Genomic DNA, 15,296 nt, shown 5'->3' with positions numbered 1-15,296 from the left:
AAGGAACGTATAATCCAGCTTACGTCTATATTCTTGCGAGTCAGCGCAATATCTAACATCTGCAATCCCGAACATAGTAAGGGATCTCGAATAGGGGTATGAGACATAATGCTCAAATTAGGAGATCCTTCGTCGTAAACTCCTCAGGATGACTAATCGTAAACAGCGACGAATACCAACTTGTGATGAGGACAAAGGCTAAGAGTTTCCTAGGCATTAGTTGCGATTATTTATTGCCTTTATCCATTGACCCATTCTTCTTCCCTGGTTCTAAAGACCAACCCCCGCCTAAAGCTTTAATCAACTGAATACTGGCAATTTGTCGACGCGTATAAATGTTGATTAATGAAAGTTTTGATTGCAATGCAGCATTTTCAACAACCACCACCTGCAGAAAAGTAACAAGACCACCTTTATATCGATACAATTCCTGATCCCAAGCTCGCTTGGCTGCACGAGCCGCTGCTTTTTGACTTTGATACTCCTTATCAAGCTGAATGATTGCAACCAAATTATCCTCCACTTCCTGAAATGCAGTTAATACGGTTTGTCGGTAAGTAGCTACTGTTTCGAAATATTGTGCTTTAGCTTGATTGAGTAGACCTCGCAATCGCCCCCCATCAAAAAGAGTCACTTCAGCTACAGGTTGAGTTAAGGATAATAAACTCAAAGGACCGAGCGACCAAAAAAGACTGGGTTTCGAAATGAGATTGGATAAGCTCCTGCTCTGAAAACCGCCACTACCAGTTAAATCAATTACAGGAAAAAAAGCAGCGCGCGCTACGCCAATATTTGCATTTGCGGCAATAACTCGAGATTCAGCAGCTACGATATCAGGTCTTCTCTCTAAAATAGTTGAAGGTAAATTAGGGGCTATTGCTAAGAAAACTCTAGGTGACTTTGCAGGGGCCAATGAAAAATTACTAGGTATTTCTCCAATTAATACCGCAATCGCATGTTCAAGCTGAGCCCGCTGTAAGCGCATGTCGGCAGCCATTGTTTTGGCATTCTCAAGCTGTGTTTCAGCTTCGTCGACATCAGATATAGGTGCCGCCCCGCCTTGATAACGTTTTTTGGTTAAGTAAAGGGCTTTTTGATAAGCAACAACGGTGGTGTCTAAAATTCGTTGTGCCTCATCACTTCCCCTTAAAGCCAAATAATTGGTGGCAAGAGCGGCTTGTAAACTTAATCGAATCGAAGCCATATCCGCAGCACTCGCCTTGGCATTACTTTCATTGGCAAGGACTGTGTTGCGGATACTGCCCCATGCATCCAGCTCATAACTAAGAAAACCACCTAATAAAAATTGATTAAATACGGGAGTCGCTGGAGGATTAGCAACGGTTCGTGAATTTTGTTGTCTATCCGCATTGAATAACCCTTGAACAGTAGGAAAAAAATACGAACGGGCAACCTGAACCAATGAAATGGCCTCCTGAAAATGGGCATAGGCTAATTTCAAATCTTGGTTTGCCACACTCAGCTGTTGTTCCAAATCATTTAACACCGGATCGTGAAGGGCCAACCACCAAGCATCAGGAGCAGCAATTTGGGGTGTTGATTTAATTTTCACCCATTTTCCAGGTTCCTTAAACTGTTCAGGGATTGGCATGGCTGGACGATGATAAGGGGGGGCTAAGGAACAACCCGCCAATGCAAAAACGAGAACCCCGGCACTGATCAACTTTTTCATGAAACAACCCGCACGACTTCGCCGTTTATAATAGAATCAGGAGGATTAACCACAATTCGGTCGCCTGGCGATACCCCAGTAGCAATTTCAACTTTGGCACCAAAATCACGTCGAATTGTTACTGATTTCAATACAATTTTATTGTCATTACCTAAAGCAGCTACTTGTAATCCCTGTGCACGAAAGAGCAAGGTATTAACGGGCAAAATGACTGTCTTAGGAGGAACGGGTAAAGTAAACCATACTTCGGTGTAACCACCAGGTAATAATTCCCCGTTTTTATTTGGGGAAATAAATTGAGCGAGTAAAGTTCGCGTCTTAGGGTCAATAGCATGTGCTGTTTCATATAATTTTGCAGGAAAAACCTGTTTAGGATGCTCTGCAAAATGCAGTTTTACTGTCATATTCGGTTTGATACGTGCTGAATAATACTGAGGAATTTTGACGTAAATTCGCAAAGGACTTGTTTGCGCAATACGAAATAATGGTTTTACGGTTGAGCTACTTCCCGCATCAATTAAGTCACCGATGTCTGTAGCACGATCCGTGATGACTCCGTCAAAAGGTGCGGTAACCTGTTCAAATCCTACCAGCTCTTGTAAACGTTGCAAATTAGCCTTCGCTGAAAGCATGGCGGCCTCAAGAGCTGCAGCGGTGCTCACCTTTTCATCCGTTTCCTGTTGGGAAACAGATTCCGTTTTTAATAAATTAAGCCAACGCTTTGCTGTAATCTGTGCCAGTTGATTATTAGCAATTGCGGTATTTAAATCTGCCCTTGCCTGGCGTTCCTGTGCATCAAGCTCTGGAGTTTCAATGACAGCAAGCAAATCCCCTTTTTTCACACGACTGCCAATATCGACATACCATTTTTTTACATAGCCATTAGTCCGGGCAAAAATAGGTGATTCATGCCAAGCCTGAACATTACCAGGCAATATAATTTTATCAAGTCCTTTTTCTTGTTTTGCTTTCATCACGCGAACGACAGGAACTGCATCTGCAAGTGTCTCATTGCGCAAGCTTATCGCGGCATAAACACGTAAAACAATGAGCACTAAGAGAATGAATAAAAAAACAGTAAGCGCCATAATAAGTCGTTTATGGCGGTGGTTCTGTATCTGCGACTTGATCCTTTTAAGCATGATCCTTCCTTTGCTTTTTCTTCAATTTGCGTTCATGAATGACATAAAAAACCGCAGGGACAAAAAAGAGTGTTGCTACCGTCGCAAAAGATAACCCTCCAATGACTGCACGTCCTAAAGGAGCATTCTGTTCACCGCCATCCCCAAGACCCAGCGCCATAGGAAACATACCAATTATCATCGCTAACGCAGTCATCATTACCGGTCGTAAACGCGTTTTTCCTGCTTCAAGGGCCGCTTTCATTGGATCATTTTCAATTGCAAGATGATCACGAGCAAAACTAATAATAAGAATACTATTTGCTGTTGCAACCCCCATGCACATAATTGCTCCCGTTAAAGCAGGTACGCTTAGTGCCGTATGAGTAATAAACAGCATCCAAGCAATTCCAGCAATCGCGGCTGGCAATGCAGTAATAATAATAAAAGGATCAGTCCAGGATTGAAAGTTAATAACAATCAATAAATAAACTAACAAGATTGAAAATGCCAATCCCCAATATAATCCATTGAACGCATTTTCTTTGGTTTCAATTTGTCCACGTATCGCTACAGAGGATCCTTTTGGCAAATCTTTTTTTGTATCGTGAATAATTTTCTCGATATCTTTTGTCACCGAGCCTAAATCTCTGTCTTGTATCGAAGCAAAAATATCAATCACCGGTTGAACATTATAATGAGACTCAACCACAGAGGTCCAGGTACGTTTCAATGTGGCAAAAGAACCTAAAATTTGTGCTTGGCTCGGTGTGGTTAAACTTCCGATTGGGATATTGAGCAAGTCATTTAACGATGTCATCACATATTGTGGTGCTTGCGTCACAATAGGATAAGAAACACCGCTTTTGGGATCCAGCCAAAATGTAGGGGTTGTCTGAAAACTACCAGATAACGTAATTAATAAATCAGAGGCAACATTGAATTGAGTAAATCCAAGTTCATTTGCCAAACTGCGGTCGACGTCTACAAAAAATTCAGGGTAGTTATTGGCCTGTCTTATTCGTACATCAGTTAGACCAGGAACTCGTTTCAACTGACTCATCAATTGATTCGCATAATGTGCATTTTCCTCTTTTTTTAAGCCGATAACTTGAATATCAATTGGTGATGGCAAACCAAAATTGATAATTTGATTTACAATATCGGCCGGTAAAAATGCAAAAGTCACTTGAGGAAAACGTTCTCTTAAAACAGATCTCAACTGGTGAACATAACTTGGACTTGGGCGATGCCCATCTTTCAGGGAAATTAAGATATCGGCATCTTCTGGACCATTTGTTGCTGAATTACTGTACGATAAATTAATACCACTCACAGGCAAACCAATATTATCAACAATACTTTCCAAATCCTTAGGAGGTATCACCTGCCGAATCACCGTATCAATATTATCAACAAGTCGTGCCGTTTCCTCTACGCGCGTCCCTGTTGGCGCACTAATATGTAATTTAATTTGTCCCGCATCCACATCAGGGAAAAAATTTGAACCAAGCCATGGCCAGAGTAATAATATAGAGACACCAACAAAAGCTAAAAAACAAGGAATAAAAATTTTGGCATTGTCTAATGCCCATGATAATGATTCAGAATAACGGGAGCGGAGCCGTGTAAATTTATCTTCGAATTGTGCATGTAGACGAGCCATGCGGCTTTTATTTTTCTCCTCGCCCATCAGTTCATGTTTGTGTAACCAATATTTTGCGAGTGTAGCTACCAGTGTGCGTGATAACACATAAGACATCAGCATCGCAAAAATTACCGCCTCTGCTAAAGGTACGAATAAGTATTGAGCAACTCCCCCTAAAAAAAACATAGGTACAAAAACAATACAAATACATAGGGTTGATACCAGCGCAGGTATTGCGATTTGTTTCGCACCATCAAGAATAGCCTGTTCTACTTCTTTCCCTTGCTCTAAATTCCAGTTAATGTTCTCGATTGCCACGGTCGCATCGTCAACTAAAATACCCACAGCAAGTGCTAACCCTCCCAACGTCATAATATTAATCGTCTCACCTAAAGCTGAAAGGATAGTAATCGATGCAATGATGGATAGTGGAATAGACAAGGTAATAATAAAGGTGCTACGCATACTTCCTAAAAAAAGTAAAATCATGAGACCCGTTAATGCTGCAGCGATGACTCCTTCAACAATCACCCCACGAATGGCTGCAGTGACAAAAATGGATTGATCCGCAAAATTTGATAAATTAAGTCCTTCCGGAAGCATGTCCTTCACTATAGGCAATAAAGCCTTTACCCGATGTACAATATCTAAAGTGGATGCATTTCCAGTTTTTTGTATCGACATCATGACCGCTCGCTTTCCATCGACCCGTACGATATTGGTTTGCGGTGCGAATCCATCTCGTACGTGAGCCACATCACGAATATATAAAACTCGACCAGGCGTTGATTTAACAGGCACATCATTTAATTCAACAGCTGAAAGCGGACTGCCATTTAATTTGACAATATACTCATATTCACCAATTTTCTGTGTTCCTGAGGGGATAATTAGGTTTTGGGCAAGAATTGCGCTATTAATGTCTTGTGCAGAGACACCATAGGTTTGCATTGCCTGTAAATCCAAATCGACTTGTATTTGCCGAATTTTACCTCCATAAGGATATGGAACTGCCGCTCCTTGTACGGTTGCCAGTTGCGTACGAAGAAAATTATTGCCCAAATCATTTAATTTTTGTTCTGGGATGGTCGCACTGGAAAGCACCAGTTGTAAGACCGGAACTGTGGATGCTTTATAACTTAAGATCAATGGCGGTAAAGTTCCAGGTGGTAAATTGCGGAGTATGGTTTGTGCGATTGCCGTGACCTGGCTCAGAGCGATATCAATATTCACACCGTGTTGAAAGAATAATTTGACGACGCCAACGCCAATCAGTGATTCCGATTCGATATGCTCGATATCATTGACTGTAGTGGTTACAGCACGTTCAAACACACTCGTAATGCGGTTACCCATTTCATCGGGAGGCAAGCCGGTGTAATTCCATACCACACTCACCACAGGGATATTGATGTCAGGGAAAATATCTGTAGGAGTACGCATTATTGCCAAAGGCCCAATAATGAGAAGCATTAGAGCCATTACAATAAACGTGTAAGGTCGCGAAAGTGCAATCCATACAATCCACATAAATATCCATATCCCCGATTGAAACAGTAAGTCATTATATCAATGCAATGAATTAATCTTTAAGAATAAAACTTGAGTTTTTTGATACTCTTGCCCGCTTATTACTTTGAAAAAAAGAAATTCCCAAGGATCGCAATCTTAAAGGATAATTTTGCAATGACATTGTTTTTGATTATATGTTTTTTTAATTCACTTAGATAGCTTTAACCAAGATCAAACTCTTGTCCAGGACGAACGAAACCGGCAAAACCATGTGATTTAGCGTCAGGTAACTCTCCATCATTGTAGTGATATAACCAAAGCTTTGCTTTAATCTTAGGGTCCAATGTATCCAACTGATTGAAATGGGTATGCACTCCACTAGGCACATCTAATGTTTCGCAATCATGAAAAATTACTGTAGCGTCTCGAAAATAGCTTTTGAAACGATCTGGGGTAAATTGCGCATCAGTAGTGATAAAAAATGACTTTCCTTTATGGCCAATATTTAAACCATAGCTTGGCATCAATTCCTTATTTGAATGGATATGAATTGTCTGCACTAAACTTAACTTCAAACCTTCCCAATTGAAAATTTCTCCATCTTTAACTATTTGAACCACAAAATAATCACTCAACGTTGCTTCTTTTTCATTAAGTGATCTCAAGCCCCCACTTAGACTATGCTCCCATAATGGCTGCACCAGGTGTTCATGAATAATCAATTGAGGAGTTCCATTCTGAGCAGCAAATTTACGTTGAAATGCGAACCATTCGATTCCACCTATGTGATCAGCATGCAAATGGCTAACATAAAGCGCATCAATATCTTGAGAGCGATAACCAGCGTGAGTTAATGAAAAACGAATATCGGTGCCACAATCTATCAATAGTTTTTTACCACTATCGGCTATAAGTAACATATTGGATTGGAAGTTTCCAAAATCCGTTCCGATACCGCTGCCAGCCCCTAGAAATAACAATTTCATTAATAATCCCTGAACTAAATTAAGACTTGCCCTAAAATTCCTTAATAAAACAACTATCTTCTTCACTAAGAATAGCATTTAAAATGAGTTATTAGAAATAGCCCAACGATTATAAATGAGCTATTCTTCAAAGTAAGTTGACAAAGAACATGAGTCAAATGTGCTAAAAAAATTCCATCTTAAAAAGACGCGCCTTTTAAACTATTTTTTCCTTTTTTTAGCAATCACACTTGTGAGTTTGATCGTGTGTTTATTTGCATTAAAGCACATTGCTGTTCAAGAAGTTATTGATGGAAACGAGCGTTATCAATTGTATAAATTAGCCAATAAGCTCCGTCAGAGTTCTGATGATTTAACTGAGTTGTCTCGTCTTTATGTGATAACAGGTGAGAAAAAATACCGTGATTACTATTATGAAACTTTGGCAATACGTAATGGCACCTCGCCTCGCCCTGTAAATTATGACGAATTGTATTGGGATTTGGTTATTGGTAATAATGTTCCCCAATCCTATGGTCCAGCAAAATCGTTAGCATCAATGATGTTAGAACATCATTTTTCGCTCAAAGAATTTTCCTTATTGACTGATGCAGAAAATAAAAGCAATAAACTTGCAGAAACTGAAATTAAAGCGATGAATTTGGTTGATGGAACACATCAAGCTAAATCAGGAATCGAGAAACCTAATCCCGAATTAGCCAAACAAATGCTTTTTGATAAGGACTACATGAAAGCAAAATTACAGGTGATGCGACCCTTAGAGGAATTTTTTAACCTCGTTAATGACCGAACCTTCTTAACGAATGAAAAAATTGAAGCCAAAATGTCTAAGATTATCGCTTTGGCACTCGCACTCTCATTTTTATCAACAATACTCATGCTCGTTTTTATTATTCACGCATTAAAAACATTATCTAGGGTAAATGAGGAAAATGATTTATTGCTATTGAATATCTTGCCTGAATCCATTGCCTCACGCTTGAAAATGGGAGAGAAAGGTATTGCTGACGAATTCCCGCAAGCCAGCGTGATGTTTGCGGATATTATTAACTTTACACAAATGACGGAAGAATTAGGTGCCAAAAAGACCGTTGATCTTTTAAACCGCTTATTTGCTGAACTAGACAAACTCACTGAAAAGTATTACGTAGAAAAAGTTAAAACCATTGGCGATAACTATATGGCTGTATCAGGTGTTCCGGAACAAACCACACGACATGCGATCAACATTGCGAACTATGCTTTAGCCATCCAGGAACGATTGCGGACTTTCAATCAAGAAAATCAAATGGAACTCCAATTGCGCATTGGCATTACATATGGTCCGGTAATCGCTGGGATAATAGGCCATAAAAAATTTGTTTACGATATATGGGGCAACGTGGTCAACTTAGCCAGCCGTTTAGAAGAATCTTCCCTTCCGAATAAAATCCACATTTCAGAAAAAATGGCTTTTATGCTTCAAGATGAATTCATTGTCGAACCACGAGGAACTGTGGAAATGAAAGGGTTCGGTGAAATAAAAACCTATTTTCTTTTGGGAAAAAAGGAAAAATAACAGTGGAGGAATTTATCAGTCTGAATGGCAACGTGGGCATATCCCATAAATATTTAATGCATGATCGGTCATCTGAAAATTGGCACGTTCAGCTATAGTCTTTTGTCTCTGCTCAATGACTTCATCGACAAACTCCTCAACACAGCCGCATTTGATGCAGACGAGATGATCGTGATGAGCTCCCTGACTCAATTCAAATACTGAATGCCCTCCTTCAAAATTATGGCGATTAACGAGTCCAGCAGTCTCAAACTGCGTTAATACACGATAAACCGTCGCAAGGCCTACATCTTCTCCAGTTTCCAATAAGGCCTTATACACACCTTCCGCACTTAAATGATGATTTGGAGATTGTTCCAATATTTGCAATACTTTTAAACGTGGTAAAGTAATTTTTAACCCAGCATTCTTAAGTTGCTTGCTTTCTTCCATCAATGTCCTCTTTGCTGTTATGAACTTAGGTGTCTTTCAGTAAATGACGTGTTATTATGGCGAAATTTTTCACGATAGGCAAAAAAAATGAGAATAATAATATTTCTACTTGGAATTGTATTTACTTTAACCCTGACTCAATGTACCACCTTTGATTTATCTCGACGCGTAGTACAGCAGGGAAACCTATTACCAAAATCTCGAATAGACCGACTTAAAGTAGGAATGAGCAAGAATGATGTTGCCATACTAATGGGTACCAGTCTGTTAAGCCCTACATTTAATAATAGCCGCTGGGACTATGCTTACACCTGGCGTAGAGGTCATGGGCCTATAACCATGTCTACATTAAGTTTATATTTCCACAACGATATTCTAACTCGTATAGAGCGTGATCAATTTAAACCAGGACCAGGACTCAATCACCCAGACATTAACCAGGAATAATAGAAATTATCAAGACTTCGTCATCTCGAGCGAGTCGAGGGATCGCCCAGCATAACAACGTGTTATCGCGTAGAGCACCCTTGATAAGCTCGAGATGAGGACAAAAAATTCCGGATTACTTTGCTGTTAATCCAGACTACAAAACTACAGCATGCAGGCTACGTGCGCTGGCGAGCACGAGTAGCTTTTTGACGCCGCTTCTCTTTAGGATCCAAAACCAAAGGTCTGTATATTTCCACCCGGTCACCCTCCTGCAAAACCTGCTCCAAAGAAACTTGCTTGGCATAAATGCCCACGGGCATATCTCGGGTTTCTGGGTAAGTTTGGTATATTCCTGATGAACTTAATGCATCAAAAACGGTTGCTCCATGGTGAAGATCGAGAGTCATATGAACTGTCTTTTTTTCCGCATTCACGTACACCAGTTCCACTTTAACCATAAATAGCCTTGGCTCGTTCACAAAATGAATCAACCATTTTATCCGTTACTTGTTCAAATACTGGGCCAAGCAACATGGAAAACATACGCCCTGCAAATTCAAACTCCAAATCAAAAGAAACATTACATCCCTCTTCAACTTCATCAAAGCGCCAGAAGCCTTCTAAATGGCTGAATGGACCATCAACAAGACGAATTTCTATCATTTTATTAATTTGTAATCTATTGCGGGTAGTAAATGACTTACTCATACCGGCCGCCCCAATAACTAAGGTGGCCTGTACCTCATCTTCATCCCGATGATGTACTAAACTTTCTGTGCAATAAGGTAGAAACTCCGCATATCGCTCTACTTCATTCACTAACGCAAACATTTGTTCACAGGTGTAATTAACGGTACGTGCCTTTCTCACTACGGGCATTATGCTTCTCCCCGAATAGTATTTCTCAACCAAAGACTCAGATCTTTGATCTCCTCAAAACAAATTGAATGTTCCATGGGATACTTATAATAAGAAATATGTTCGTATCCTTTATTCAATAGCCAATCTTTACTTGATTCAGTCCATTGAGATACAACCAGGGGATCAAATTGCCCTGCCCCCATAAAAAAAGGTGTGCTCTTATCCAGTTTTGGTCGGGTATGGGCAGCTAAAGGTAAATAAGCAGATAAAGCGACAACGCCTGCCAGACGAGCCGTTGTATGCAAGGCAGTATGTAATGCCATAGCCCCACCTTGCGAAAATCCTGCTAAAAAGATTCGCTCGTAGGCAAAACCATCATTTAACTGTTCATCCATGACTTTACGAATCAGTAATTCGGATTGTTCAATACCTTCTTTATCTTCTCTATCAATTAATTTCATGCCAACAATATCATACCAGGCAGGCATGATCATTCCACCATTCAGGGTCACTGGACGCTGGGGGGCATTAATAAACACATGACGTAACGCCACATCAGAAACAGTTAACTGATCGACTAACCCCATCATATCGGAAGCATCAGCACCTAATCCATGCATCCAAATAACGCATGCCTGGGCTTGAGCCTGTGACTCATTGATAAATACATTCAAAACAAATCCCCTCACAGACAAAAAAGAGAAATTATCGCTAATGCATTAACACAGTGCAAGTTATTACGTTCTCGATATTTTATAGAATCTCAGAACAGCAAAAATAGAAACAAAATCACACCATTTTGATCAATTGAAAAACAAAACACCCATCCAGACTATTTTATTATTAGGCAACATGTATTATAGTGCGCTACAGTGGATCAATTAGCGGCAAAAATATGTTTAAGAAATTAGAATCTAAATCATTTACCCTTACCATGCTGGGGACAGGCACAGTATATACCCCTACTCTAAAAAACAAGAAAAAAGAACCTGTAAAAGCAGGAGATAAATTGCAAGAGTATTATCCTAAAGGAGAAACTCTCAGTCTCGTATCTATGTTGGTTAAAACAGATAACCCAGTGATTGATCACAAACAACTTGTTCCTTATCAATCTCTAGACATCGCGGTGGTTAATGGCCCCAAAAATGACGGAACCAATGTTGGCGAAAAAATTGGACTTGGTCTGGGTATCGCTTTAAATGCTCTTGCTCGAGGACAAACGGAACTAAATGATATTGCCCACAGCAGGGGCGGGGTTGAATCCATTCTGATTGCTCATGAAATCAATGCCATAAAAGAAGCGATGACCGTTTGTGAAGATTTTGATCAACTAATAAAAGAGCTAACACGACAACAAGCTGAGAGACAAAAAGGCAAACCCACGAATAATACCCCTGACATCATTAAATCCCTATTAACCCAATTACCTCAATCAATAGCAGAGAGAGAGCTATGGTTTAAGGGGCTAAAAGCCAATATCTCTGAAGTGTCAATGAACCTGTTTATCATTGACCCTGTTCCAGGGGATGTCTGCTGGCCTATAACATGGTATGACCCAAGATTTTATAGCATTCCGCCTATTGTTAAATATGCAGAATTTATCTATTACGAAAATGAACATTCAGATTGGGGCTTTACCCCAATCTATCCGGAAGCATCCGATCCACAACAACAGGTAGTCATTCGCAATACCCTACCCGGACATCATGGAACAGGTTCTGCTGGCAGTAACGCATCACAACAGAGCATTGTCGTTTCTCCTGATAAAACCAAATCGACACACGTACAAAAATTAATGATTTTCAAATTACTTCATTTTTTATTTAATCATGGTGTTGAATTTAAAGATGCTCAAGAAATTTTTCATGAACACACCGGACTCGGTAGAAAAAAAATCGCTTTTCTGGAAGAGGTAGGAATTAATGAGAATATTGATGTTGCTAAACTTGATTTTCCAACCATATTTCGCAATCTTTATGACAAAATTTACGCCAATAGAGCGGCATATGAAGCATTCAATACGACTCATTACATTGGGATGGGTGTAGCACCACAAAGAAAAGTACTACGTACTGACCATAAATATGGACTTTTAACGGAGATCTTCCCTAAAAACATAGGATATGTTAACGAAGAGCACAGTGTATTAATGAAAGAGTTTTTCTTCAAAATATTCCACGAACCTTCACAAAAAGATCAAACTATTTTAGAGCTCATTAGATCAGCGCAAGCTATACTGTCGAAAAACATAAAAGTCATTACGAATCTTTCCTCTTCTACTATTAGTGAACATCAAAAAATTGCTGCGGCAGCAATACTTGACAGTGAAAGTGCACGTAAAGATGTCTTGATTTCTTTTGGTACATTGATTCAAAGAGTAAGCCAACAATATTTAATGGATGACTGGAGTTCAGAGAAAAAGCAACACGAAAAAGAAGAGCTTTTTGTTGCTATCATTGGCCTATTTGCAGAGTTTAAAGAACTAGAAAAAATTGACAACCCAACCATACAAGAATTTGTAGCTTCACTCATCGATTTGACACTACACGGGATTAGTCAGACCGTTGCGCAACAACATGCAAATCTGGAAGAAGTATTTAATCGTCTTCGTACACCAACTAATGTAAACTTGAGGTCCTTTTTTCATACCTTATTAACTCAGCTCAATAAAGATGAAGCGTCTTCTGATTTAGAAATTCAACAGGAAATTAATAGGATCTTTACCAGTCTTGAATTTGCTCAATTAGCCGATCATCCCATAAAAATAAAGATAGAATTCATTTGCCAGCAATTGAAAGACAAACTGCCTCGGAGTGAGGGCCAAGAAAACTTGGTCGACCAACTTGTTACACGATTTGAAGAAAATTATGGCAGTTCTTTTGATGAATTTGAAAAACTGTATCATCAAATTGGAATTTTTATCAATGATACTGCCGCGTTAGGTCGACAGTTCGAAACTGAAGCAGCTGTGTTTAACAAGCATGAACTCTCTCTGCGAAAAAAAGCTGAAGCATTAATTGATGTCGCTGCACAAAAATTTTATCGAGATAGGCCTAATGCTTTGCCTCAACCAGCAGAAAAGGACACCTTCAAAGAATTAGTTGAACGACATGCCATTAATAAATACGGTGTAGTGGATAGACTCAAACAAGAAAAAGCGCGTTTGGAAGATGAAAAGAAACAATTAAGCGCCCGTATCAAAATAATGGAAGAACAAATAGCAGCGAAAGATCGGCACAGTGAAGAAATGGATGCTTTATTAAAATCAGAAACAGACAAAAAAAATGAATATTTTGCAGAAAAGAATAAATATTTTGCAGAAAAGAATGATCCCCGAGAAGCTAAATATTTATTACTCATTAATGAAAAACTCATTCCATTAACAGAAGAGTATTTGGCGTCACTCAAATCACAATTGTCCAAAGCTCCAGAATCTGAACAAGATGAAGAGACAAAACAAAAGGATAATAAAATCCAGGACAAAATCAAAAAAGCTACCGAATTGTATTATATTTTGGAAGATAACAAACAAATATCACAGCATAAGGAGCGTTTGCGTTTATTTTACACCCAGCTGGATAAGTATAAAGAGAACTTCGCAGCGCATCATGATCCCGATTGGGTACGGTATCGCAGAAATGCGGTAATTGCCGCCGGAATTCTCTTGACGCTTATCTTCCCTGGATTAATTGCACTGGCAATTTATGCTAATGTGGGCCATTCTTCCGTAAAATCATGCTATTTTTGGCAATCCTCTGGACAAAATGCAGTGGCTTCATTTAACAAACATAGAGTAGCTGCTGATATACCAATTGATGTTGTTGATAAAGATGAAGAGGAAGAAAGCAGACCGCCATCACCTGAGGTTATGTAGTCATGTAGCCAGTATGCAGTGCAGCATACCGCGAGGTAATGGAATAGGATTTTTTATCTCAAACCTGGGTTACGGCTGCGCCTAACCCAGGCTACAATCAGAAACATTTCCTAATACTTGAATTTTTATATAAATAAATGGATAGTTACCGTTCTAAAACTTTTAAATATTCTCTCTAATGAAACAAATTTACTTTTTATTTATGCTTTGCATTGCCATACTCTTAGTAGGTTGTGGACAAAAGGGACCACTCTATTTGCCAGAACCAACAACAAAGACGCAAGTGAGTAACGAGAGTTCAAAATAATTCAGTTCAACAGGCAAATTATGAACATTAAATTTACCAAAATGCATGGCTTAGGTAATGATTTCATGGTGATTGATGGTATTAATCAGCAGATCACTCTAAATCCCCAACAAATAATTACTATGGCTCAACGCCATACTGGCATTGGCTTTGATCAATGCTTGCTTATTGAATCAAGCATGCAGGACGGTATTGACTTTAATTATCGAATTTTTAATGCCGATGGCCAAGAGGTGGGGCAATGTGGCAATGGAGCACGTTGTCTTGCCTTATTTGCTAAATATTACGGATTAACCGATAAAAATCACTTAACTGTTGCAACGCGCACCACACAGATGAATTTGCATATCAATTCAGACTCTAGCGTTAGCGTCGATATGGGAATACCACGCTTATCCCCATCTGATATACCATTCATCACCGAGCAACAATCCGCTGAATATTTTTTAGACCTTCAACCGAACAAAACAGTTCACTTTCATGCCTTAAGTGTGGGCAATCCACATGCAGTATTGGTGGTAGAAGATACAGACAAAGCCCCTGTTCATGCCTTAGGAAAAGAAATCAGTTTACATCCCCGTTTTCCTGTCCAAGTCAATGTTGGATTTATGCAAATTGTGAATCAAAACCATATCAAATTACGAGTCTATGAACGTGGTTGTGGCGAAACACAAGCATGTGGAAGCGGTGCTGTTGCAGCAGCTGCTATTGGCCGCTTATATCATCAATTGGACAAACAAATAAAAGTGACGTTGCCTGGCGGCGATTTATTAATTAACTGGTCATCATTTAATGAGCCGATAATTCTAACCGGGCCAGCCGTTTTTGTTTATGAAGGTATCTTGTTTTAGCTTAAATACATTTACTATGCAAAA

General features: G+C 39.4%; 12 protein-coding genes and 1 pseudogene. 5 read left to right on the top strand and 8 right to left on the bottom strand.

Features of this window, described 5'->3' with window-relative positions:
- Nucleotides 1-226 precede the first annotated feature (226 nt).
- From OQJ26_RS01740 to OQJ26_RS01725, 4 genes are all read right to left on the bottom strand, one after another.
- Complete coding sequence (locus OQJ26_RS01740) at nt 227-1,693, bottom strand: efflux transporter outer membrane subunit (RefSeq protein ID WP_265702156.1); 1,467 nt, start codon at nt 1,691-1,693, stop codon at nt 227-229.
- On the bottom strand, nt 1,690-2,835 hold the full coding sequence (locus tag OQJ26_RS01735; protein WP_265702155.1) for an efflux RND transporter periplasmic adaptor subunit: 1,146 nt from the start codon (nt 2,833-2,835) through the stop codon (nt 1,690-1,692). The genes OQJ26_RS01740 and OQJ26_RS01735 overlap by 4 nt, the downstream gene beginning before the upstream one ends.
- The gene (locus OQJ26_RS01730; RefSeq protein ID WP_265702154.1) at nt 2,828-5,992 is read right to left on the bottom strand and encodes an efflux RND transporter permease subunit; all 3,165 of its coding nucleotides are present in this window, start codon (nt 5,990-5,992) and stop codon (nt 2,828-2,830) included. Before OQJ26_RS01730 ends, OQJ26_RS01735 begins: the two co-directional genes overlap by 8 nt.
- A gap of 203 nt (nt 5,993-6,195) precedes the next feature.
- On the bottom strand, nt 6,196-6,960 hold the full coding sequence (locus OQJ26_RS01725; RefSeq protein WP_265702153.1) for an MBL fold metallo-hydrolase: 765 nt from the start codon (nt 6,958-6,960) through the stop codon (nt 6,196-6,198).
- Nucleotides 6,961-7,204: 244 nt separating this feature from the next.
- Between OQJ26_RS01725 and OQJ26_RS01720 the strand changes: the two genes are divergently transcribed.
- Nucleotides 7,205-8,518 carry an adenylate/guanylate cyclase domain-containing protein gene (locus OQJ26_RS01720; RefSeq protein ID WP_265702152.1) on the top strand — a complete coding sequence of 438 codons (1,314 nt, stop codon included), beginning with the start codon at nt 7,205-7,207 and terminating at the stop codon, nt 8,516-8,518.
- A gap of 15 nt (nt 8,519-8,533) precedes the next feature.
- On the opposite strand, the gene fur is transcribed toward OQJ26_RS01720, so the two are convergent.
- Complete coding sequence (gene fur / locus OQJ26_RS01715) at nt 8,534-8,950, bottom strand: ferric iron uptake transcriptional regulator (protein WP_265702151.1); 417 nt, start codon at nt 8,948-8,950, stop codon at nt 8,534-8,536.
- Between the two features lie 56 nt (nt 8,951-9,006).
- On the opposite strand from fur, the pseudogene OQJ26_RS01710 reads away from it, so the two are divergent.
- Nucleotides 9,007-9,397 (top strand): annotated as a pseudogene (locus OQJ26_RS01710) (outer membrane protein assembly factor BamE).
- 158 nt (nt 9,398-9,555) lie between these two features.
- On the opposite strand, the gene OQJ26_RS01705 reads toward OQJ26_RS01710, so the two are convergent.
- The 3 genes from OQJ26_RS01705 to OQJ26_RS01695 are packed head-to-tail and all read right to left on the bottom strand — an operon-like array spanning nt 9,556 to nt 10,914.
- Complete coding sequence (locus OQJ26_RS01705; protein WP_265702149.1) at nt 9,556-9,837, bottom strand: RnfH family protein; 282 nt, start codon at nt 9,835-9,837, stop codon at nt 9,556-9,558.
- A complete protein-coding gene (locus OQJ26_RS01700) occupies nt 9,830-10,258 on the bottom strand; it encodes a type II toxin-antitoxin system RatA family toxin (protein ID WP_265702148.1) in 429 nt (142 codons plus the stop codon). Before OQJ26_RS01700 ends, OQJ26_RS01705 begins: the two co-directional genes overlap by 8 nt.
- Nucleotides 10,258-10,914 carry an alpha/beta hydrolase gene (locus OQJ26_RS01695; protein ID WP_265702147.1) on the bottom strand — a complete coding sequence of 219 codons (657 nt, stop codon included), beginning with the start codon at nt 10,912-10,914 and terminating at the stop codon, nt 10,258-10,260. Before OQJ26_RS01695 ends, OQJ26_RS01700 begins: the two co-directional genes overlap by 1 nt.
- Before the next feature lie 221 nt (nt 10,915-11,135).
- Here OQJ26_RS01695 and OQJ26_RS01690 point away from each other — a divergent pair, with 221 nt between their 5' ends.
- The 3 genes from OQJ26_RS01690 (at nt 11,136) to dapF (ending at nt 15,272) form a co-directional block, all read left to right on the top strand.
- On the top strand, nt 11,136-14,114 hold the full coding sequence (locus OQJ26_RS01690) for a hypothetical protein (protein ID WP_265702146.1): 2,979 nt from the start codon (nt 11,136-11,138) through the stop codon (nt 14,112-14,114).
- 178 nt (nt 14,115-14,292) lie between these two features.
- Nucleotides 14,293-14,421 (top strand): LPS translocon maturation chaperone LptM, encoded by a 129-nt coding sequence (lptM, locus tag OQJ26_RS01685; protein ID WP_322783951.1) that lies wholly within the window; start codon nt 14,293-14,295, stop codon nt 14,419-14,421.
- Nucleotides 14,422-14,441: 20 nt separating this feature from the next.
- Complete coding sequence (dapF, locus tag OQJ26_RS01680) at nt 14,442-15,272, top strand: diaminopimelate epimerase (protein WP_265702145.1); 831 nt, start codon at nt 14,442-14,444, stop codon at nt 15,270-15,272.
- The last annotated feature ends 24 nt before the right edge of the window (nt 15,273-15,296 follow it).

This window comes from Legionella sheltonii (genome assembly GCF_026191355.1).
In the GTDB taxonomy this organism is placed as follows: domain Bacteria; phylum Pseudomonadota; class Gammaproteobacteria; order Legionellales; family Legionellaceae; genus Legionella; species Legionella sheltonii.
Note: the sequence above shows the minus strand (reverse complement) of the source record. Positions and strands in the feature narration are given on the sequence as shown.

What these genes read in the sequence shown, in the direction of transcription:
- OQJ26_RS01740 (WP_265702156.1), bottom strand. Translation starts at nt 1,693, where the DNA reads ATGAAAAAGTTGATCAGTGCCGGGGTTCTCGTTTTTGCATTGGCGGGT.
- OQJ26_RS01735 (WP_265702155.1), bottom strand. Translation starts at nt 2,835, where the DNA reads ATGCTTAAAAGGATCAAGTCGCAGATACAGAACCACCGCCATAAACGA.
- OQJ26_RS01730 (WP_265702154.1), bottom strand. Translation starts at nt 5,992, where the DNA reads ATGTGGATTGTATGGATTGCACTTTCGCGACCTTACACGTTTATTGTA.
- OQJ26_RS01725 (WP_265702153.1), bottom strand. Translation starts at nt 6,960, where the DNA reads ATGAAATTGTTATTTCTAGGGGCTGGCAGCGGTATCGGAACGGATTTT.
- fur (WP_265702151.1), bottom strand. Translation starts at nt 8,950, where the DNA reads ATGGAAGAAAGCAAGCAACTTAAGAATGCTGGGTTAAAAATTACTTTA.
- OQJ26_RS01705 (WP_265702149.1), bottom strand. Translation starts at nt 9,837, where the DNA reads ATGGTTAAAGTGGAACTGGTGTACGTGAATGCGGAAAAAAAGACAGTT.
- OQJ26_RS01700 (WP_265702148.1), bottom strand. Translation starts at nt 10,258, where the DNA reads ATGCCCGTAGTGAGAAAGGCACGTACCGTTAATTACACCTGTGAACAA.
- OQJ26_RS01690 (WP_265702146.1), top strand. Translation starts at nt 11,136, where the DNA reads ATGTTTAAGAAATTAGAATCTAAATCATTTACCCTTACCATGCTGGGG.
- lptM (WP_322783951.1), top strand. Translation starts at nt 14,293, where the DNA reads ATGAAACAAATTTACTTTTTATTTATGCTTTGCATTGCCATACTCTTA.
- dapF (WP_265702145.1), top strand. Translation starts at nt 14,442, where the DNA reads ATGAACATTAAATTTACCAAAATGCATGGCTTAGGTAATGATTTCATG.